Below are 22,604 nucleotides of genomic sequence, written 5' to 3'. Positions count from 1 at the left end.
AACACAATATGAAAAAGAAATCAGGTATATCCACCTGTGATTATGAATTGTTGAACACTATTTTGGCAGTCTTTGAAGAAATAGTCATCCTTTTAAAAGAGCATCAAAACAATGGTTCATTGTTCTACGACAGCGCCGATGTGAAAAGACTTCTGAAAATCATTGACAGCACCTTATTCCGAATCCGAAAATCCCGCATATTTCGTACGTTAAAATCGGGAAAAAGATATTGTATCCCAAATCGTTTTTCAAAAATAGCTATAAAAAATAAATGATTTTTAGGGTCATTATCTAGAATGTGTGAGCGTAAGGAGATCTAAACCTTCCAAAAAATATGGTAAAATTATTTTTTAAAACACGACACCCCTTGTCGTTGTGCAATAATACCTTTGTTTCAGCGTTATCAGCAATAAATTAACACTAAAATAAGCTGATGAATTTCAGAAATATTTCAATACAAACCCTGTTCAAATGAAGTAAAAACCATATTTTTGCAGCGTTTTTAAAAAATTAATAACAGTAAACTTAAACATACACGGGATGAAAAAACTCTATCTGAGTGCATACCTTCTATGCACAATTCTGAGCATTTCCGCTCAGGAAGTCCTATGGCAAAAAGACATCAAATCTAATACCCAGGATTTTCTAAGCCAGGTGACTCCCACCGTAGACCTTCAGTACCTAATTACCGGAAGCTCCATTCAGTCTAAAAGCCTGTCGCAAGAAGCCGGCAGCCAAAAGCAGAACAACGGTTACGATTTCCATCTCGTAAAACTCAACCAACAGGGCGAAGCCGTCTGGGAAAAATACTTTGTAGGCAAGAACCATGATTACCTTTCCGCATCCCTTTCCACTCAGGATGGAGGCTTTGCTCTCGCAGGAACTTCCTATTCAGGCAAAGGGCTAGACAAAAAAGACGACTCCAAAGGAGGCTCCGATATCTGGCTTATCAGAATCAATGAATTCGGAGACGAATTATGGCAGAAAACCATTGGAAGCACTTCCGATGAAGAAGCCAGAGCAGTCATTCAAACCACCGACCTAGGATTCTTCGTAGCAGGAAACGTTCAAAACTCCGCGCAAGGTTACGGTTCCAAAGATGTTCTTGTCATTAAACTAGACAAAGACGGAAAAGAAATCTCCCAACTCATTTTAGGCGGAAAAGGCTTAGACGAAGTAGAAAAAATGATTCCAACTAAAGACGGAGGCGTTTTACTCGGAGTCTATTCACGAAGTGGAAAAACTGCAACCAACAACCTACCATCTGCAACCCCAAAACAAACTGAAAACTTCGGAGAAGGCGATTACTGGATCGTTAAATTAAATAAAGACGGCAAAGTAGAATGGGAAAAGAACTATGGCGGCACAGGAGACGATCACTTAAGAACCATGGCTATGACCACTTCAGGCTTTATCATCGGAGGCGAAAGCCGTTCCGAAAGATCAGGCAATAAAACCATAGGCGTAGAAGAAGGAACTGATCTTTGGCTGATCTCCTTAAATGAAAGAGGCGAAGAGATCTGGCAGAAATCCTACAACTTTAAAAACAGAGATGTTCTCATGGGAATGCACGTCATCTTAGGACACAATGAAAGAGAAAAAAATAAAGACCTAACCAAAGGGATATTACTAGGAGGTTATACCCAGGCAGAAGGCAGAATAGAAACCGATGATGAAACCTTCTGGATGCTGTATGTAGATGATAACGGTAATGAACAGTGGCGAAAACACGTCAAAGGAGAATCCAGAAAAAGAGAAGAGAGATTAGCAGATATTAAATTAAACCGAGATGGTTCCATTATTCTGGCAGGGACAAGTGCAGAGGAATTAGGGAAAGAGAATTGGAAGATTGTAAAACTCGGAGATCAGCAGGTAGACCAGCTCATCGAGAAGCAGGATATCAAAATCTATCCGAATCCCGTATCCGATTATGCGTATGTGGAGATTGGATTTGATTTCAAGGAAGCGGATATCATGATGTATGATATGGCGGGAAGACAGCTTCAACAAATCAAAACTAAGAACAAGATCACGAAGATCAATACGCAGCCTTTGATCCAGGGCGCTTACCTGGTTACCATTAAAACTGATACGAATAAAACTGCTAATGCTAAATTGATTAAGAAATAAAACTAATAATGAAGAAAATAGTTACTGCTATAAGCTTAATAGCCCTACAAATATCTTTTGCACAATCTACAGGACCTCAAATAAGAACAGATTTGCCTCAGATGATTCCTCCTTCCCCTACGGTATCATCATTAATGAAGTTTGAAGAAGTTCCTGTGAGTAATTATACAGGAGTTCCGGATATTTCCATCCCTCTTTTTAATATCCCTTCACAATCAAAGGATATTTCGGTGGATATAAGTCTCAAGTACCATACCTCCAGTATTGCAGCAGATGAAATCTCTGGCGATGTAGGATTGGGGTGGAATTTATTTGCCGGGGGAACTATATCACGCACCGTAAAAGGGCATCCTGATGAAGACCTCATTTTAGCATCATCAGATAAGCCCGGAAAAGTAGGGATTTACCAGACGAGTGTAGCCAATCATATTAATAATTACTATTATTTTTCTAAGAATATACTGAATGATTATAAAGCAGGTTACAGATCAAATTTGTCGCCAGGTGACCAATCAGTTGGAAACGAATTTATCTGGACCGCAAACCGTACCGATAAATATGATACCGAGCACGATCTTTGGCAGTTTAACTTCTTTGGAAGAACCGGAAGGTTTTATATCAAAAAAAATGATTCAGGGACTCTTGAGGTAGTTCCTTTGGACAGTTATACAATAAAAATCATTAATCAATATGACAGCAGTACATATAAACCTACCGGGTTTATAGTATTTGATGATCTAGGATATCAGTATGTTTTTAACGTGATTGAAATTTCAAGCAATTCAGGAGGCGTACGAAACTATTATTATGACAGCAATGGGTTGTTAGCTCCGTTTGACAACATTTACGAAGATAAACAATTTAACAGCTCTTTCCATCTGTCTAAAGTTATTGATCCCAACAATAATACGTTAATAGAATACATATATAATGAAAACGAAATAAAAGAAGGATTTACCAAAGTTACTTACAGAGTTTCTGAATTTGGTAATCTTGGAAGCAATCTTTCTACCGTTTACGAACTTTATAATGCTTGCGGAAACTTTCCTCCTGTACAAAGCTTTAACAGATCTTCCACTTTAATAAAGGTGAAAAAGATTTCACAGATCAATATTGCAGGGATGGCGAAAATAAAATTCGACTATCTTCAAAACAGGGAAGATACCAATCTGATGCTACCGGAAACAGCATCTTCCCTTAAATCGGTTACATTGCTTAACTGGAACAATGGCTTTATTAAAAAATATAATTTCACTCAGGAATACAGAACGGTCCTGGAAAAAAGGATGTTTCTCAGTAAAATTGAAGAAATTAACAGAGAAAACAATGTAGTGGGAAGCTATCAGCTTTCTTATGAAAATAATGACTTTCTGGGTAAAGCGGTAGGAAAAGATGCGTGGGGATATTTTAATGCCTTCGATCAGTGTGACGTTAATTCCTCACCCGACTACAGAAGAAATACATCTCCGGTTTATTCAACCACCGATATTTTACAAAAAATTAAATACCCTACCGGTGGAAGTGCTATTTTTGATTTTGAGTCCAATCAGTACTCTTATATCGGAAACAGTCTGATCACCGATTTTAGTGAAAACAAATCTTTTACAGCTTTGTCTCAGGAGAACTTATACTTTAATAAAAATAGCATTAATACGACACTGTTACCAATATCTACTTCCAACAGAAAGGTTTTGTTTTTTCCAAGTATTGTTCTGGAGAATTTAAATACAAGGAAGTTTTCGCTTGAAGTATATAATGGCTCGGGTTGGGAAGTCGCGTATAATAATATTACATGCCCTTCATCAGGTCCCAATTGTTGTGTTTCTTTCACACTGGAAAAGAATAAAAGCTATCGGGTAGTATGGACGAACCTTGATCTGAACTATACCGGCACAGATATTTTGGGAATCCACTATTTTTCAGAAGATGCGGTGGTAAATAACTTTCTTTACGGTGGAGGAAACAGGATCAGAAGAATAGGCTATTTTGATAATGATACACCAGCAGATTATTACAAAGCATTTTATCATGGCTTATCCGGTCCTTCCAAAGAAAAGAAATATAGTTATAATTATGACAGCACCACTTTAAGCAGTGGCGCTCTGGTAGATCCTAAACCATTATTCAGATATACGGAAAGTTTCAATGCCAGGTTAATATTTGCACCTTATGGAGGAACGGTAGGCTGTTCAAACGGAGAATTGTACTCCAACTCTTATGATGTTGTGACTACCGAGAACAATATCCCGCTCTTTAAAACGCAGGGAAGCGCAGTAGGCTACAAATATGTGACAGTGCAGGAAGGAGTGGATAAAGGAAAAATTACGTACGAATATACTTCACCGTTAGACTTTCCCAACATCGAATATCCTCAGGGACCTCCATTTGTACAGCCTAAAAATTTTGATTACAAAAGAGGAAACTTAATAAGGCAGACGGTGTATGACAACAGCCTCAGAAAACTGTCTGAAGTGGAGAATGAATACAGCTACGAAAACTTTGAGGAATATACCGGTGTTAGATTTGTAAAACCTAACAGTATTTATAACGGAACCAGCGAAAATTATCCTAAAACATTCAGTGTCTATCAAAGCAGTTTGACTAACGGGAATTCATGTATGCAGTGTAACAGCAATTATTCCAGTCCAAAAAGCTTCTGGGGAGGCTTGCCTTTAGAGGTGGGGGCTCCTAGCTTTGTACCTGTTCCCGTTTTTGAAACCTATGGATGGACAAAGCTGGCGTCAACAAAAACTAAAAATTATTTCTATGACAACGGAGTTCAAAGAATGACAGAGAAGAATGAAAGTTTTATTTATAACTCACTGAATAAACAGCTTGCTCAGCACAATATTACTACAGAAGAGGGATCTGCACTATTAACTAAATATTTTTATCATACAGGAAACTCGGTCTATTCACAAAACAGAATATCTGAAATAGAGAAAATTGAAAGCTATAAAGACGGGAAGCTCCAGGGAACCCAAAAAATAAACTACAGCAATAGCTGGCCCAATAACGTTTCCTATCTCTCAAACCAAATACAGGCATCTTTTGGGAGCGCAGCACTGGAAACTCAGGTTACCTATGACCTGTATGATGCTAAAGGAAATATTCTTCAGTATACAACCAAAGAAGGAGTACCTACCAGCATTATCTGGGGATATAGTGGTACGCAGCCTATTGCGAAAATTATAGGGCTGCCTTATTCAGCAGTAAGCGGGCTGGCTGCCAATAGTATTGAAGCATCAGATGCAGATGCCTCAAACCCTTCCAATGAAGCTGCATTAATAAGTGCTCTGGATAGCTTTAGAAACCTTCCGGCATTAGCCAATCTGCAGGTTAGTACCTACACCTACGATCCCTTGATTGGTGTAACCAGTGTAACTCCGCCTTCAGGAGTCCGCGAAATATATATTTACGATTCGGCGAACAGGCTAAAAGAAATAAGACAGGGAAGTACTTCCGGAAAAGTGATTAAAGAATTCAAATACAACTACAAACATTAAAAAACAAACTATGAAAAAGCTAATCATTCCTATCAGTGCATTGTTTGTAGCAGGTGTTGTACGTGCGCAGACCCTGAATCTGAGCACTACAGAAAACTATGTCTATTCAAAAACCTATTTAACTGACCCAACGGGAACTGCCCCGAAAGCTTCGGAAAACGTGCAGTATCTCGACGGGCTGGGAAGACCCAAGCAGATAATTAATATAAAAGCTTCTCCGCTGCAAAGAGACATTGTATCCCATATAGTCTATGACCAGTACGGAAGACAGGCCGTAGACTATCTTCCGGTTCCCCAGTCTGCCACAGCCAACGGTGCGATCATAACCAATCCTTTGGCCAACGCAGTGAATACCCCGCTCGGTAATGAGATCATCTTTGCCAAAAAAGAATTCGAAGCCTCTCCGCTGGATAGGGTACTGGAACAGAAACAGGTAGGAGCTGCATGGGCAGATAAACCGGTGAAGCTGGGCTATAGCGCGAATACGGACGGGGAAGTAAAAAAATACACTGCGACTTTTGATGCCGCCTCATTTACCGCTTCCATCACGCTTTCTGCCACTCCTTACGGAGCCGGTCAGCTGTACAAAAATACCGTTACAGATGAAGACGGTAACAAAACCATAGAATTTAAAAACGGACAGGGACAGACGGTGCTCGTAAGAAAAATGCTAAGCGCCACCGTAAGCGCAGATACCTATTATGTGTACAACGATTACGACCAGCTGGCCTACGTTATCCCTCCATTGGCCGTAGCAGCAAATGCTGTTGACAGCATAACGCTGGACAATCTCTGCTATCAGTATAAATATGACCAGAAAAATCGCCTGGCAGAAAAGAAACTTCCCGGCAAAGGCTGGGAATATATGGTGTATGATAAAGCCGACCGATTGATCATGACCCGTGATGCCAATCTGAACGCCCAGGGAAAATGGCTGATCACGAAATATGACCAGCTCGGAAGACCCGTGTATACAGGAATAATCGCAGGCGGATCCAGAGAAACCATGCAGAGCCAGGCCGCAAATCTGGTGATTGCGGAAAGCAGAAGCGGAAGCGGATTTACCAAAAGCGGAATGCAGGTATACTATACCAATGCCTATTTCACCGACATAGAAACCGTTTTATCGATCAATTACTACGATACCTATCCTGCAGCAACCCCTGCCTTTACTCCGGCTATTCCGGGGCAGGCTGCCGTACTTACCGATACCATGAGCGCTGTACTCAATACCAAAGGCCTGCCATTGGCATCCTATGTGAAAAACATAGAAGACGACAGCTGGACGAAGAGCTACAGCTATTACGATACCCGGGCAAGAGTGATCGCCACCCATTCCGTCAACCATCTGGGGGGCTATACCCAAACAGAATCCGAGCTGGATTTTTCGGGAACCCCAAAGCAGGTGATCACAAAGCATAAAAGACTGAACAGCGATCCTGAAAAAATGATCACCGAAACCTTTACCTACGATCATCAGAACAGGATGCTGACTCACAAGCATAAAATTGACAACAATGCCGAGGAAATCCTTACCCAGAACGAATACAATGAGCTTTCGCAGCTGAAGTCTAAGAAAGTAGGAGGCAAGGTAGTAGGAAGCGGGCTGCAGACGGTAGATTACCAATACAATATCCGCGGCTGGATGACGCAGATCAATGATCCCAATAATCTGGATACAGACCTGTTCGGCTATAAGATCAAATACAATCAGGTAGAAGGCCTTCAGACTCCCGATGCTTCCGATACCTCTCTGCAGGTAACCCCAAAATACAACGGGAACATTGCCGAGGTAGACTGGAAAACAGGAGCCACCCCCAACGAATCTCTGAAAAGATACGGCTATGTATATGATGGCCTCAACCGCCTCTCGGCAGGCTTTTACCAGAACGCGACCAACCCTTCCCTGAGAGAATATTATGAGAAGGCAACATACGACCTGAACGGGAATATAAAAACAATGGTAAGAACCGCCCAGAGAATAGGGCCCACTTCTTTAATGATCGACAACCTTACCTATGAATATGAAAATGGAAATGCATCCAACCGGTTGCAGACCGTACGCGATGCCGTTACCATTGCACAGGGATACCCGTACAAAGCCAATCCTACCAGTATAGCATACGATGCCAACGGAAATATGACCTCCTTACGGGATAAAGGGATTTCTTCCATTCAATATAATTACTTAAATTTACCCACACAGATCACCCAGAATGCTCAGGTAACAGGCTATACCTACCGTGCAGACGGGGTGAAAGTAAAGAAGCTCTTTGGAGGATTGCAGACCGATTATCTGGATGGCTTCCAGTATAAATACACCTATGCCTGGGAAGATGAAACAGGAACTACGATGAATGATGAGATGAAGCTGAGAATCATCCCGACCTCAGAAGGGTATTTTGATGCCTTACGCAACCGGTATTTTTATAATTACATTGACCATTTAGGAAATGTGAGGCTGAGTTACAGCGACGCCGATGGAAACGGGATTGTCACAGGAGATATTGTAGTAAACAATTGTTATGATACACCGGATGGACAGATTTGTAATAACTATATCATCACAGGAGAAGCAGAAGGTGTCACCAACTACTATCCTTTTGGGTTGATGCATAATAATGAGAATCATAGTTTTGATCAGGCTTATCAATACAAGTACAATGGTAAGGAGCTTCAAGAGACCGGAATGTATGATTATGGAGCGAGGTTCTATATGCCGGATTTAGGTAGATGGGGAGTGGTAGATCCGTTAGCGGAAACATCCAGACGTTGGTCGACTTATACTTATGTTTTTAATAATCCTTTAAGGTTTATTGATCCAGATGGAAGACAAGGTAAAGATGTTTATAAAATGGATAAAACAGGGCATCTTTCTTTGGTTTCAGATTCTAAAACAGATGTAATTTATACAGAAGATCAATTTGAAAGTGATGGAAAAACAGTAAAAGAAGGAGAGCAGGGTTATGAAATTGGAAAAAAGGATTTTATAAAAGACCATTTTACACAATATAACTATAAGGGTGATAAATATATGGATTTTGGATCTGATGAAAATAAAGCTTTAGAATATTTTTATCAAATAGGTGATTGGATGAAAGATGGGAAAATTAAAGTAGAGTTTTCAGTACAAACCGTTGGTGAGAAGAGCCAAGATCGTTCAGTTGTATATACATCCCACTCCCCAAAATCTACTGATCTAGCTTATTGGGGGGACAATGTAAAACTAACGGGTCATTTACATCCCGGCGAATCCAAATATTTAGATGCTTGGTCATCAATGCAGCTAAATCCTAGTGGATTTGAAATGAATCAATTTCCTACTAAAGAAAATGGATACTCTTTTAAAGTAAATCGAGTTAGTGACAGTGGTGATAATTTAAGTGCAAAATCTAATCCTAATGCCATATTATTCATTTACGCACCATCTTACAATACAACAATTATATATAAGTATAATCAATATATAAAAGCATATGAAGGAAAGTTTAAAAAATAAATACATTCACAAAAAAATATTCTTTATTTTTTTATTTATGACTCAGTTATGTTTCTCACAGATACAAAATTCTAAAAAAGATTTTTACACTTCTCTTGATGAAAGAATAAGTATTTTTAATGAAAATGATGAAAAATATTTTTTAGAAATAAGTTTTTTTAAAGAATGTAAAAATGAGACTGGATTTAGGGTAAGAATGCTGACAGTTATAGATACTGATTATTCCAAATATAAAATTTATAAATATAATGGAGTAATAATTCTATACGACATAAATTCTGTTAAAAATCTAAAGTGGATCAATTTTTTTGATTCTTACTTTAAAAAATCTAAAGATGATATAAATACTATTTTTCAAAGAGGGAATCAAAGTCTTATGTTTTCTTATATAATGTATTTTAAGAATAAAAAATTTATTAAGGATACAGAAAGAACACACGACTTTTTTATTAAGGGATGTAATTAATATAACAATAGAATAAGCTTCTGTTGGAATTAGGTAGTGTTTCAGAGTTAATGATGCACATTTATCTTAAACAAGGGTAGGGTAGTACCTACCCTTGTTTATTCTCGAAGAAAAAAAGCATAGGTAAATGATTGAAGATCATTCCTGGTGTATCAGAGTTAGTGATGAGTAGATTAGCTCTTGAAGAAAACAATTATTACCCCTTTGGGCTGAAACATGAAGGATATAATTCGATAATGGGAAATCTCTCTTATCAATATAAATACAACGGAAAGGAGCTGCAGGAGACAGGAATGTATGATTATGGTGCGAGGATGTATATGCCTGAATTGGGAAGATGGGGTGTAGTGGATCCGCTGGCAGAGAAAACTAGGAGATGGACACCATATTTATATGTTGCTGATAATCCAATAAGATTTGTTGATCCTGATGGAAGAACTTGGGGAAATCCAAAAGATCAAGAAAGGTTAACAAAAGATGTGAATAATAGGATTAATCAATTGCAAAAGAGTAATATTGATCTAAAGGCAAAAATAGATGGGGGGAAATTAAGCGAAAAACAACTAGCCAATCTTAATAGTCAATTGGTAGAGAACAATACTATGATTAGTTATATGAACCAATCACTGAAAGACATTCAAACTATTGCAGGTGCTAAAGAAATTTTTTATCTAACTGGTTCTGGAGGAGAAACACACGGTGTAAATAAGAATATAGATAAAGACGGAAAAGAAAGAATTAATATTGAAGGTTATGATACTGCTTTACATTTACATGAAATAAGACATGTTGGTCAGAGCTACGAAGCTGGAGGATTACGATTTAATAAAAATAATCAACTGTTAAATGCAGCTATAACGAAAGAAAAACAAGATTACCCATTAAGTAAAACGTTAGAGGTTGGAGCGTATAAAGTTGGATATTCTTATGATAAAAACAGTTATCCTCTTCCTGTAAATTCGTTAGATGAAATAAACGAAGTAAATCTTATGAATTTGAAAACAAGTGATGGTATTTCTGTATATCAGGCTTTAGATGGTCCCCAAAAATAATAAATTATGAAACATATATTTTTTTTAATTACTTTTTTGCTATTATTTTCTTGTCACTCTATAGAAAGAAAAAATGTGGAACCTATAAATATTGAAGGTATTTATAAAAAAAACAATTCAAGTACCAAGTTAGAATTGGATGCAAAAGGATTATATACTTTGTACAATCCCAAAAGTCTCGATCATTTTGTTATAGAACAATGTAATTATGCTTCTAAGGGGCAATGGAGATATATAAATGATAATAATGCTATTGATTTAATAAGCGAAAATTATTATCAAAGACAAAAAGGTTTTGAATTTGAAATAAAAAGTGAAAATAAGCATTCTAACGATAGTATATATATTAATATCCAACTTTCAAAAGATTTTAATGATGTAATACCGACACCTATATTTAATGTATTAATAAATAGTAATACTTCTAATTTAATAGAAACTAGTAGTCAGAATATTAAAATCTCTAAAAAAGTATTAGCAAATAATTTTAAAAATACCATAAATTTTGATATTTTATTTAAAGTTTATGGAAATATTTTTTATAATAATAGATTAAGATATCGTATTCTTGAAAATTATACATTAGATATTAGTAAAGCTAATTATTTTACAATTAGTCTACCATATTTTGACCAATGCTTTTATGAGTTTGAACCATATTATCATGATTATATTTTAATAAAAGATAAAAAAACTTTAATGTGGAAGGGAGTAGAATGGATAAAACAATAAAAATAACTTATTTGCTTATAAAACTTTTCCAATAAATTGAATGACTGTTACTTCTAAATAATTCTTATGCTTCATTTTTTAGTAATATATCTTCATTTATGATAGCAAGGAGGGTGAAAGTAAAGAAGCTCTTTGGAGGATTGCAGACCGATTATCTGGATGGTTTCCAATATAAATACACCTATGCCTGGGAAGATGAAACGGGAACTACGATGAACGATGAAATGAAGCTGAGAATCATCCCGACCTCAGAAGGTTATTTTGATGCCTTACGCAACCGGTATTTTTATAATTACACCGATCATTTGGGGAATGTAAGATTAAGTTACAGCGATGCAGACGGAAACGGGATTGTCACAGGAGATATTGTAGTAAATAATTGTTATGATACACCGGACGGACAGGTTTGTAATAACTATATCATCACAGGAGAAGCAGAAGGTGTCACCAACTACTATCCTTTTGGGTTGATGCATAATAATGAGAGCCATAGTTTTGACCAGGCTTATCAATACAAGTACCAAGGGCAAGAGTTACAGGAGACAGGTTTCTACTCCTTTAAATGGAGAAATTATATGCCCGACGTTGGAAGGTTCTTTAATGTTGACCCTTTAAGTGAAAAATATATGTACCAATCTCATTATAACTTTGCAGAAAATAAAGTTATTGCATTTAGAGAGTTGGAAGGTCTTGAAGGGATACATCACACTCAAGTTGATCAGAATGGAAAAAAAATTCACACTTTAGAAAAAAATCTCATTGTATTAACTAATAAAACACAGGAGATTCCTATATTATCATCTAGCCCAACAAAGGAAGAAATGAGAGTTAGAGATAAAATTATTCGTCAAAATGAAAGAATAGAGTCGGCAAACCAAGCTAGAATAAATTATGCAAAAGAAGATGTGAGTAATTATTTTTCTGGAGCGCATCAAAATAGTGCAGGTGAGACTGTTACTTTGAAAATTAATATTAGTGAAATGAAAGTAAATGACACTAGTGCTAAAGACGGGATAATAGATGGAACTCCATTAACAACAATAGCTTGGAGAAATGGAATAGAATCAGAAATTGTTAAAGCTGATGGTAAAAATGTAAGATCTCCAGCATCTATTTGGACAACAGTATATACATCCTCAACCGGAAAAGCACAAGTTTTAGGACCTATGATTTATGAAATAAATAATCAGGACCCTTCTATTGGTAATTTTTCTCATGAATTGGGACATACTTTCGGATTGGACCATCCAAATGGAGGTATTAATGCTGATGGATTAATGCATTATCCTCCTGATCCACTAACTCCAACTCAAATTGACACAATGCTTAAAGAGGCATATCCAGCAAAAAAATAAATTATATGAAAAAACTTATCAAAATTATACCAATATTTTTTGTTCTGTTTTGTTACAGTCAAAAGAACTATTTTATAGTTACTATAGATAAAATGGATAAAAATTATCCAAATGAGCATCCTTTGTATTTTTGGGTCATTGACTTGGCAGAAAAAGAAAATAAAATATCTCCATTATACCTCTGGAAAATTGATGAAGAAGAAAAAGAATATTGTTCAAAATATAAAGAAATACAAATTTTTAGCGAGGATCCTAAAATTACTGGAGTAGATAAAATTACAGATAAAATATTTCTAAATAGAGTAAGTGTTTTAAATATCAAAAAACAATGGAAAGTTGGCAGAAATAACAAAAAAATTAAAATTAATATATATATTACACCCATTTCTGCTAATTTATTTTCTTGTAATATGAATCAAAGAGAAGGTGAAAAAATTAATTATCAAGGAAAAGCGTATTTTATGGATGAAAATTTTGAAATCAATAAAAATTTATTGAAAACAAATATGAATAATCTGGAAGCTTTAAAATGGTTAAACTTGAATTTTGTTAAAACTTATCCATATTCTCATTAACAAAGTTATATAAGTTTGATAATGTAGATATTTTATTTACTGTATTATTAAATAATTACATTACACATAATCTAATATTTTGGATTTATAGCCTTGGTAGTGTTTCAGAGTTAGTGATGAACTTTTTTTGAAAATTAAATCATTGATTTTCAATATCCATTAAAGAATATAATTTTAAAACAAGGGTAGGGTAATACCTGCTCTTGTTTATTTTTGAAGAAAAAAGCATAGGTAAATGATTGAACATCATTCCTGGTGTATCAGAGTTAGTGATGGATTAATTTTGAAAGAAATAAATATTTTTACAGCTATGGTAGTGTTTCACAGTTAGTGATGAGCCTTTTTAAAAATTAAATCATTGATTTTCAATATTCATTAAAGAATATAATCTTAAAACAAGAGTAGGGTAATCCCTGCTCTTGTTTTTTTTGAAAGGAAAACATGGACAAATAAACTCAAGATTATTCCTGATGAAGCATGACAACCTTATAATTATGCAGTAACATGCCGGTATTACTTACAGATATGGAGGTAAGAATGTTATATAGCTGGCAATTGAATGCTTACTGAGCTAATAATAGAAGTTGATGGATTAGAGTACGATATTGTAAAGATCCCAAAATTTATTTTAATAGCTTACAAACACGCCACCCTTTATCGCTACACAGCTATACCTTTGTTTTATAATGATCATGAACAAGTTCACTTTATGATAAGCTAATGAATTCCGGAAATATTCATTATAAATCTAATTGGTGTGAACTAAAAATGATATTTTTGCAAAAATTTTAACAACTATTAACAAATAAACTTGAGATGAAAAAACTCTATATCGGTGCATACCTTCTATGCACGGCTCTGAGCCTATCCGCTCAGGAAGTTCTATGGCAGAAAGACATCAAATCCACCACTCAGGATTTCTTAAGCCAGGTAACTCCAACCGTAGATCTTCAGTACCTAATTACCGGAAGCTCCATTCAGTCTAAAAGCCTGTCGCAAGCAGCCGGCAGCCAAAAGCAGAACAACGGTTACGATTTCCATCTCGTAAAACTTAACCAGCAAGGCGAAGCCGTCTGGGAAAAATACTTTGTAGGCAAGAACCATGATTACCTTTCCGCATCCCTTTCCACTCAGGATGGAGGCTTTGTTCTCGCAGGAACTTCCTATTCAGGCAAAGGGCTAGACAAAAAAGACGACTCCAAAGGAGGCTCCGATATCTGGCTTATCAGAATCAATGAATTCGGAGATGAATTATGGCAGAAAACCATTGGAAGCACTTCCGATGAAGAAGCCAGAGCCGTCATTCAAACCACTGACTTAGGATTCTTTGTCGCAGGAAACGTTCAAAACTCCGCGCAAGGTTACGGTTCCAAAGATGTTCTTGTCATTAAACTAGACAAAGACGGAAAAGAAATCTCCCAACTCATTTTAGGCGGAAAAGGCTTAGACGAAGTAGAAAAAATGATTCCCACCAGAGACGGAGGCGTTTTACTAGGTGTTTATTCCAGAAGTTCCGAGGTTCGAGGTTCGGGTTCCGGGTTACAGAATTCGGAGACAAATTCAGGTACTGGCAGTACTACCCCGAATCCCGTATCCCGTTATCCTAAATCCACGAATAATCAGGGAGAAGGCGATTACTGGATCATTAAACTGAATAAAGACGGCAAAGTAGAATGGGAAAAGAACTATGGAGGCACAGGAGACGATCACCTAAGAACCATGGCTATGACCACTTCAGGTTTTATCATAGGAGGTGAAAGCCGTTCCGAGAGATCAGGCAATAAAACCGTAGGCATAGAAGAAGGCACCGACCTTTGGTTGATTTCCCTAAACGAAAAAGGCGAAGAGATCTGGCAGAAATCCTACAACTTTAAAAACAGGGATGTTCTCATGGGCATGCATGTCATCTTAGGCCATAACGAAAGAGAAAAAAATAAAGACCTTACCAAAGGTGTATTATTAGGAGGTTACACCCAGGCAGAAGGCAAAATAGAAACCGATGATGAGACGTTCTGGATGCTGTATGTAGATGAAAACGGAAACGAACAGTGGCGAAAACACGTCAAAGGAGAATCCAGAAAAAGAGAAGAACGGTTAGCAGATATAAAGTTAAACCGGGACGGATCCATTATCCTTGCAGGAACAAGCGCAGAAGAATTAGGGAAAGAGAACTGGAAGATTGTAAAGCTGGGAGATCAGCAGGTAGACCAGCTCATCGAGAAGCAGGATATCAAAATCTATCCGAATCCCGTATCCGATTATGCGTATGTGGAGATTGGATTTGACTTTAAGGAAGCGGATATTACGATGTATGATATGGCGGGCAGACAGCTTCAACAAATCAAAACTAAGAATAAGGTCACCAAGATCAATACCCAGCCATTGATACAGGGAGCTTACCTGATCACCATAAAAACGGATACCAACAAAACCGCTAATGCGAAATTGATTAAGAAATAAATAAGATGAAAAAAATAATTTTATTGACTGTACTGAATTTTTTGTCCATATCTCTAGTAAAAGGGCAAGAATCTGATAAATATAAACTGAATATTATTCCTCCATCTACTACAGTGAATAATTTAATGAAATTTGAAGAAGTCCCTGTCAGCAATTATACAGGAATACCGGATATTACCATTCCAATAAAAAGCCTGTCTACAGGGCTTAGTAATGTCTCTTTGAATCTTCAGCTCAAATATCATGTGAATAATGCCAAATCTGAATCGAAAGCAGGTGAAGCTGGATTAGGTTGGAGTTTGCTAGCCGGGGGAACTATCTCAAGAACTGTTATGGATAGTCCTGATGAAAAGATAATTTCATATTCATTAGGAAGCGCAAATAAAAAAATAGGGATCTATTTTGACGAAAATACCAATGTGAGTAATTATAAAAACTACTTCGGAAGCATGATTGAGAATCCTAACTCAGCTATGTATACGGAAAAAAGTATTTTTGAAGCCCACTATAAAAATAGATATGACACAAAATATGATCTGTACCAGTATAATTTTTTAAACTATACGGGAAGGTTTATAATAAAAAAAATTAACGGTCAGCTGCAGGCGGTGAAGCTTGATAAAAATAATCTTAAGATTACCGTTAATGCACCGGCAGACTTTGCACCGGTTTCTTTTGAAATTACCGATGATTTTGGAAATATCTTTGTATTTGATGTCTTGGAAACCTCGAAAAGTCTATCCGTTAATAATGTATCCGGGGTAGAATCATATACCAATACGGGATACTCGGAAATGAACTATTTGTATAACAGTGCTTTTCATTTGAGCAAAATAAAGAATAGTAATAACGATGTAAAAGTGAACCTGATCTATGATGCAGAGCCTAGCACAATTGTTTCTTCTGAAAATACTACCAGCAACAATACCATCTACTATTCTGCAGATAATATTTTTAGGCAGATTATAGCACAAAATGCAGGATATCTTCCAAAAATTACCGAAACCTCTACGAATACGACCATTGCTAATACAAAAAAATTAAAAGAAATAAACGTGGTAGGACAGGGAAGCGTTTTATTTGATTATGAATATGGCAGAGAAGATACGAATTATGAAAACAGCCTTTCTCAGCTTTCAAAATTAAAAAGTATCACCGTAAGAAGTACAGATGGCCAATATGATGAAAAATTCAATTTTACATATGCCTATAAAAATTTGGGAGTTTACAAGAGGCTTTTTCTGACGTCTATAGAAAAACAGAATAAGAGCAATGGTACTTATATTCACGATCAGGATTATGCTTTAGAATATTATGGATTGCCTGGAATCAGTTTGCCACTTGTAGCAGAGGACGATAGCTTTTACAAATGTTCAAAAGAATACCCGTATGGTTGCTCACATATTGAACTCCTGAAATCTATAACCTATCCTACAAAAGGAAAGTCAGAGTTTATTTATGAGACAGGAACCTATTCTTATGTACCAAAAGATACTTCTTCAGGCATGGCAGATGGAGCTGACGCATTATCAAATTATGATGAAAATCCATTGAATTGGGATGATGCCAATACTATGGTAGTCTTTAGTAAATTCAGCGAAGAGAAAAAATTAGCTTTTACCCTTACTGAATCTACTTCTGTTAAAATACAACTGGAAACTGCTGCGATCAATTCGTACGGTTTCATATTCAGAATTCATAGAAAAGAAGGAGGTGTTTATAGTCATGTTGCCGGCATAGATACATCCATACTGTCAACTTCTGATCCTATCCCGACAGTGTATGAAAATACTTTTCCGGCTGGTGAATATTATTTAGAATTAAACAATCAGCAGATTGGTATTGGCAATCCGACATTTAATACAAGTTTTAATCTTTTTTATAAAATAAGAAATACAAATAACCTGAAGTATGTATTTGACTACCGAAATGTGCGCATCAAAAATATAAATTACTATACAGATCAGTCCGGTACACCTTCTAGAACTATAAGTTTCGGATATAATGATCCTGCGAATGTTAAGAAAAGTACAGGAGCTCTGGTATTTCCTAGACCGGTATATCGATATACGTATCCTTATAGAGCTACTCTTGAATATGTATGCAGTTCAGACCTTAATTATCCTTGCAAAGAGATATTCAATGCAGATATTATATATAATTCATCAAGAAATTTTTTACCTGTTCAAAAAACAAAAGGCGGAGATATAGGATATCAGTTTGTAAGCGTATCCGAAACAGGACGCGGAAAAACACTGTACCAGTATACCTCACCGATTGATAAGCCTAATCTGTATACTCCAACATTAATACCTCCGTTTAATAGTGTTCCGAATTACGATTATCTAAGAGGAAATTTAATTAATAAAAAAGTGTATGGTGAAAACAACGCTTTGTTGTCCGAAGATCGTTTTTCCTATCAGTACAATGATTATGAAGTCTCAACAGGAGCAGCAGTAAGCCTGAAAGAAAATATGGTTCAGGGATATTATCTGCATGGAGGTAAATATGAGACATATGAAGCTTATTCTATTGCAACAGGGCAAAATGCCTTCAGTTTTATGAATATAGGATTTGAAAAAGAGTATTCCGGTACGGCCAACCTGGTGGAAGAACAATCAATAATGTATTATAATCAGAATGCAGTCACCCAAAATGTTTTTAACCAGTATAATACAAGGGATTATCTGATAAAAAAGACGCAAACCCATTCTGACGGCAGTCTGAATGAAACATCCTATAAATATGCACACGAAAAAGGGAATACAAGACTTATCAATGCCAATATGATTGCCATTCCGCTTGAAATCGAGAGTAAAAATAATAATAGAATCGTAGGCAAAACCGAAACCCTTTATAATGATCCGTCTCACTTCTTTCCGACTTCAGTGTTATCATTAGATCCTCAAGCTTCCGTAATGAATACGGAGATTACCTATGACCAATATGATAACAAAGGCAATTTACAGCAGTACACCACGAAGAACGGAATTTCCACTACCATTATCTGGGGCTACAATACTACCCAGCCCATTGCCAAGATAGAAGGGGCAAAACTTTCCGACATCAGCCAGTCTCTGATTGATACCATTGTTTCAGCTTCCAATAACGATGCAGCAGCTGCTCTTAACAACGACGAAACTGCATTATTAGCAGCTCTGAATACCTTCAGTACCGATGCAAGCCTATCCAGGTATCAGATCACCACCTATACGTACGATCCATTGGTTGGTGTAAGAAGCATTACTCCACCATCAGGAATTAGGGAAGTATATATCTATGACTTTGCCAACCGCTTGAAAGAAGTAAGAGAACAAAATCAGACCGGCAAACTCTTAAAAGAATACCAGTACCATTACAAAAACTAAGACCCGATGAAAAAAATTATAATCCCTATCAGTGCCTTATTGGTAACCGGCTTTGCCCAGGCACAGCTCAACACCGCCGAAAACTACGTCTACAGTAAGAACTACTTAGACTATAACGGAGCCACACCAACCAAAACCTCCGAAACCGTTCAGTATTTCGATGGGTTGGGAAGACCCAAGCAGATTGTCAATATCAAAGCTTCACCTTTAAGTAAGGATATTGTCACCAAAATAACCTACGACCAGTTCGGAAGACAGACCTTAGATTACCTTCCCGTTCCCCAAAACGGAACTCTGAATGGCGGAATTTATACTGATCCATTAGCTAATGTAACGAGTACTCCTTACGGTTCAGAAAAGATCTATGCCGAAAAACAATTAGAGAACTCTCCATTAGATCGGATTCTAAGCCAAAAGCAGGTTGGTAATGCCTGGAATGATAAACCCGTACAATTTGGATATGATGCCAATATTGATGGAGAAGTCATTAAATATACCACCACTACCACGTGGGAAAACGGAGCAACAAAGTCAACCATTGAATATGGTGGTACTTACATTGTAGGACAACTCTATAAAAATACGGTTACTGATGAAGATGGTAACAAAACCATAGAATTTAAGAATGGGAAAGGTCAGGTAGTATTGGTCAGAAAGGTGCTAAATGCTACTGACAGTGCTGATACCTATTATGTATATAATGAATATGACCAATTGGCATGGGTTATTCCGCCCCTTCTTTCAAAAAAACAAACCTGGGGATGGGATGATCAACAGGCATTATCCTATGAATACCGTTATGATGGCAGAAACCGCTTGGTTGAGAAAAGACTTCCGGGTAAAGACTGGGAGTACATGGTATATGATAAAGCAGATCGTCTCGTATTGACACAGGATGGTAATCAGCGTCCTGATCATAAATGGTCTTTCAATAAATACGATAAATTCGGCAGAATAATCTATACAGGAATTGCTATTGATAATGGGGATAGAAATGCTGTACAAGGCTGGATTCTTTTCACTTATGGGATCAATACGGAAGTATCAGGATCGTATACCCAAAGCGGTATGCAGATTCCTTATGGAAATACTGCCTATCCTCAAAATATAGAAAGTATACTTACGGTAAACTTTTATGATGCCTATCCCGCAGGAACCCCTTCTTTTACACCGACTATTCCCAATCAGAGTCCTGTATTAACAGATAATATGAACCTGGAGCTTCGTACAAAAGGGCTGCCTTTAGCATCCTATGTTAAAAACATAGAAGATGATAACTGGACAAAGAATTACAGCTATTACGATACCAGAGGAAGAATCATTGCCACTCATTCCATCAACCATTTGGGAGGCTATACCCAGACAGAATCCAAACTTGATTTTGCTGGATTAGCTCAGCAGACCATTACCCGTCACAAAAGACTTTCTACAGATACAGAAAGAGTAATTACCGAAACCTTTGAATACGACGCACAAAACAGGCTGAAAGTCCACAAACATAAAGTAGACTCTAACCCTGAAGAAATCTTAGCGCAGAATGAGTATAATGAGCTCTCTCAGCTGACCACAAAGAAAGTGGGAGGATCGACTTTAGGAACCGGGCTTCAGGATGTTAATTACACTTACAATATCCGGGGCTGGATGACAAAGATCAATGATCCTGCGAACCTAGGAAACGATCTGTTTGGATATGAAATAAAATATACCAACCCGGAAGATACCAATCAGTCATCACCAAAATATAACGGTAACATATCCGAGATTGATTGGAGGACAGCATCCAGCTTTAATAATAACAAAAAAAGATACTCATATCAATATGATGGACTCAATAGACTTCTGGCCGGAGTTTATTCAGAACCCGGATCTTCAATTATAGCGAACAATAATTATAATGAACAGCTGACTTATGATCTTAACGGTAATATTCTTACCTTAAAAAGATTTTCTAAACCTTCTTCAGGAACAACAGCAGAGCTTATAGATGATTTAGAATATAAGTATACCGGTAATCGACTGAATAAAATACAATTACCTACAGGCGTTGTGAATAATTATTCAGGATATAATGCCGCACAAAATGATTTTGGATATGACAATAATGGAAATATGAAAGTTCATATGGATAACGGAATCAGCTCCATAGACTATAATTATCTGAACCTTCCCAATAAGATTTTGACAAGTTCTCAGGTATTCTTCAATACCTATCAATTGTATTATAAATACAGATCAGATGGACAAAAAGTTGAGAAAACATATATTACTTCACAGATGGATGTTGTAGGGAATCTTGAACCTGTTGAGCTTAAGACCTATTATCTCGATGGTTTTCAGTACTCTCAGAATGTTAATTTTGGTTCAGTATCTCCACTTTTACTCCGTTTTATTCCAACCTCTGAGGGATATTATGATTTTGTAAAAAATAAGTATATTTACAATTATACAGATCATTTAGGAAATATAAGATTGAGTTATATGAAAGGTGTATCTGCATTAGAAATTCAGGAAGAGAATAATTATTATCCGTTTGGATTAAAGCATGAAACCACTTATTTGGGACTGGCGAATGGAAAGTATTATAATTACCAGTACAACGGGAAGGAACTACAGGAAACAGGGATGTATGATTACGGAGCGAGGATGTATATGCCGGATATTGGAAGATGGGGGGTGATGGATAATATGTCCGAAAAATATAATCCTATGTCTCCTTATAACTATGCTATTAATAATCCAATCAATGTAATTGACCCGGATGGTAATGATATTTATTTACTCACTTGGTTTTCTACTGATAAAAATGGAGGTGAAACTGGACACGCAGGAGTCGCAATCGATAACTATAAAACTGTTGCGAAGAAAGATAAGAATGGGAATGCTATTTTAGATAAAAATGGAAAACCAGTGACAGAACAAGTTAAAGATGGGACATTTACTTATTATGATTTATGGCCAAATGATCCCGTTGGAAAGACAGAGATGCAAAGTAATGTAGATGCTGACTATAGTAAAGGTATTAAAATCAATAGCTTAAGTGATTTAATGAGTAAAGATCCTACAACTCATAGAAGTGGAAACGTCGATGCCGAAGGAAGGTCAGCTGATGGAATTGTTAAAATCCCGACAACTCCTCAACAAGATGCAATAGCTAAAAGTACGGCAAAAGCAGAAATTAATGCCAATAAAGATTATAATGCTTGCACGAATAACTGTTCTACTTTTTCTCAAAGAGTTATTAACTCTGCTATTAATCCAGGCATTAATGCTTCACAGACAGTAACTCCTACAGGAATGTTGGCTAGATGGCCTTTAAGTTATAAGCCAACTAGTGTTGTAGCTCCAAATAATCTGTATAATTCTGCTTTGAAAATTAAAGGTGCAACAAATATCAAAGGACCTTCTTCAGTAACCGCTAAACCATATTTACAATATTTTGGAAAATAGAATATTAATCAGTT

12 protein-coding genes are annotated in these 22,604 nt (G+C 36.6%); all 12 read left to right on the top strand.

Annotated features, from left to right (window positions below; genetic code table 11):
- Positions 1-8 precede the first annotated feature (8 nt).
- The 12 genes from P0Y62_05410 to P0Y62_05355 all read left to right on the top strand — a co-directional run bounded on the left by P0Y62_05410 (position 9) and on the right by P0Y62_05355 (position 22,590).
- Positions 9-275, top strand: a complete 267-nt coding sequence (locus P0Y62_05410; protein WEK70994.1) for a hypothetical protein — start codon at positions 9-11, stop codon at positions 273-275.
- A 265-nt stretch (positions 276-540) separates the two neighbouring features.
- Positions 541-2,130: a T9SS type A sorting domain-containing protein gene (locus P0Y62_05405; protein WEK70993.1), complete on the top strand. Its 1,590-nt coding sequence runs from the start codon at positions 541-543 to the stop codon at positions 2,128-2,130.
- Positions 2,131-2,138: 8 nt separating this feature from the next.
- Positions 2,139-5,636: a hypothetical protein gene (locus tag P0Y62_05400; GenBank protein ID WEK70992.1), complete on the top strand. Its 3,498-nt coding sequence runs from the start codon at positions 2,139-2,141 to the stop codon at positions 5,634-5,636.
- Between the two features lie 10 nt (positions 5,637-5,646).
- Complete coding sequence (locus P0Y62_05395) at positions 5,647-9,135, top strand: DUF6443 domain-containing protein (GenBank protein WEK70991.1); 3,489 nt, start codon at positions 5,647-5,649, stop codon at positions 9,133-9,135.
- Positions 9,113-9,601, top strand: a complete 489-nt coding sequence (locus P0Y62_05390; GenBank protein WEK70990.1) for a hypothetical protein — start codon at positions 9,113-9,115, stop codon at positions 9,599-9,601. The genes P0Y62_05395 and P0Y62_05390 overlap by 23 nt, the downstream gene beginning before the upstream one ends.
- Positions 9,602-9,732: 131 nt before the next feature.
- Positions 9,733-10,653: an RHS repeat-associated core domain-containing protein gene (locus tag P0Y62_05385; protein ID WEK70989.1), complete on the top strand. Its 921-nt coding sequence runs from the start codon at positions 9,733-9,735 to the stop codon at positions 10,651-10,653.
- 6 nt (positions 10,654-10,659) lie between these two features.
- Positions 10,660-11,385: a hypothetical protein gene (locus tag P0Y62_05380; protein ID WEK70988.1), complete on the top strand. Its 726-nt coding sequence runs from the start codon at positions 10,660-10,662 to the stop codon at positions 11,383-11,385.
- A gap of 98 nt (positions 11,386-11,483) precedes the next feature.
- Positions 11,484-12,740, top strand: coding sequence for a hypothetical protein (locus P0Y62_05375; protein ID WEK70987.1), 1,257 nt, complete (start codon positions 11,484-11,486; stop codon positions 12,738-12,740).
- 5 nt (positions 12,741-12,745) lie between these two features.
- Positions 12,746-13,315 (top strand): hypothetical protein, encoded by a 570-nt coding sequence (locus P0Y62_05370; GenBank protein ID WEK70986.1) that lies wholly within the window; start codon positions 12,746-12,748, stop codon positions 13,313-13,315.
- Positions 13,316-14,131: 816 nt separating this feature from the next.
- Positions 14,132-15,775 (top strand): T9SS type A sorting domain-containing protein, encoded by a 1,644-nt coding sequence (locus tag P0Y62_05365; protein ID WEK70985.1) that lies wholly within the window; start codon positions 14,132-14,134, stop codon positions 15,773-15,775.
- Positions 15,776-15,780: 5 nt separating this feature from the next.
- On the top strand, positions 15,781-19,143 hold the full coding sequence (locus P0Y62_05360) for a hypothetical protein (protein ID WEK70984.1): 3,363 nt from the start codon (positions 15,781-15,783) through the stop codon (positions 19,141-19,143).
- Positions 19,144-19,149: 6 nt separating this feature from the next.
- Positions 19,150-22,590: a DUF6443 domain-containing protein gene (locus tag P0Y62_05355; GenBank protein WEK70983.1), complete on the top strand. Its 3,441-nt coding sequence runs from the start codon at positions 19,150-19,152 to the stop codon at positions 22,588-22,590.
- The last annotated feature ends 14 nt before the right edge of the window (positions 22,591-22,604 follow it).

The organism is Candidatus Chryseobacterium colombiense, from assembly GCA_029203185.1.
GTDB classification, from domain to species: domain Bacteria; phylum Bacteroidota; class Bacteroidia; order Flavobacteriales; family Weeksellaceae; genus Chryseobacterium; species Chryseobacterium colombiense.
This window is presented reverse-complemented; position numbering and strand designations above follow the sequence as displayed.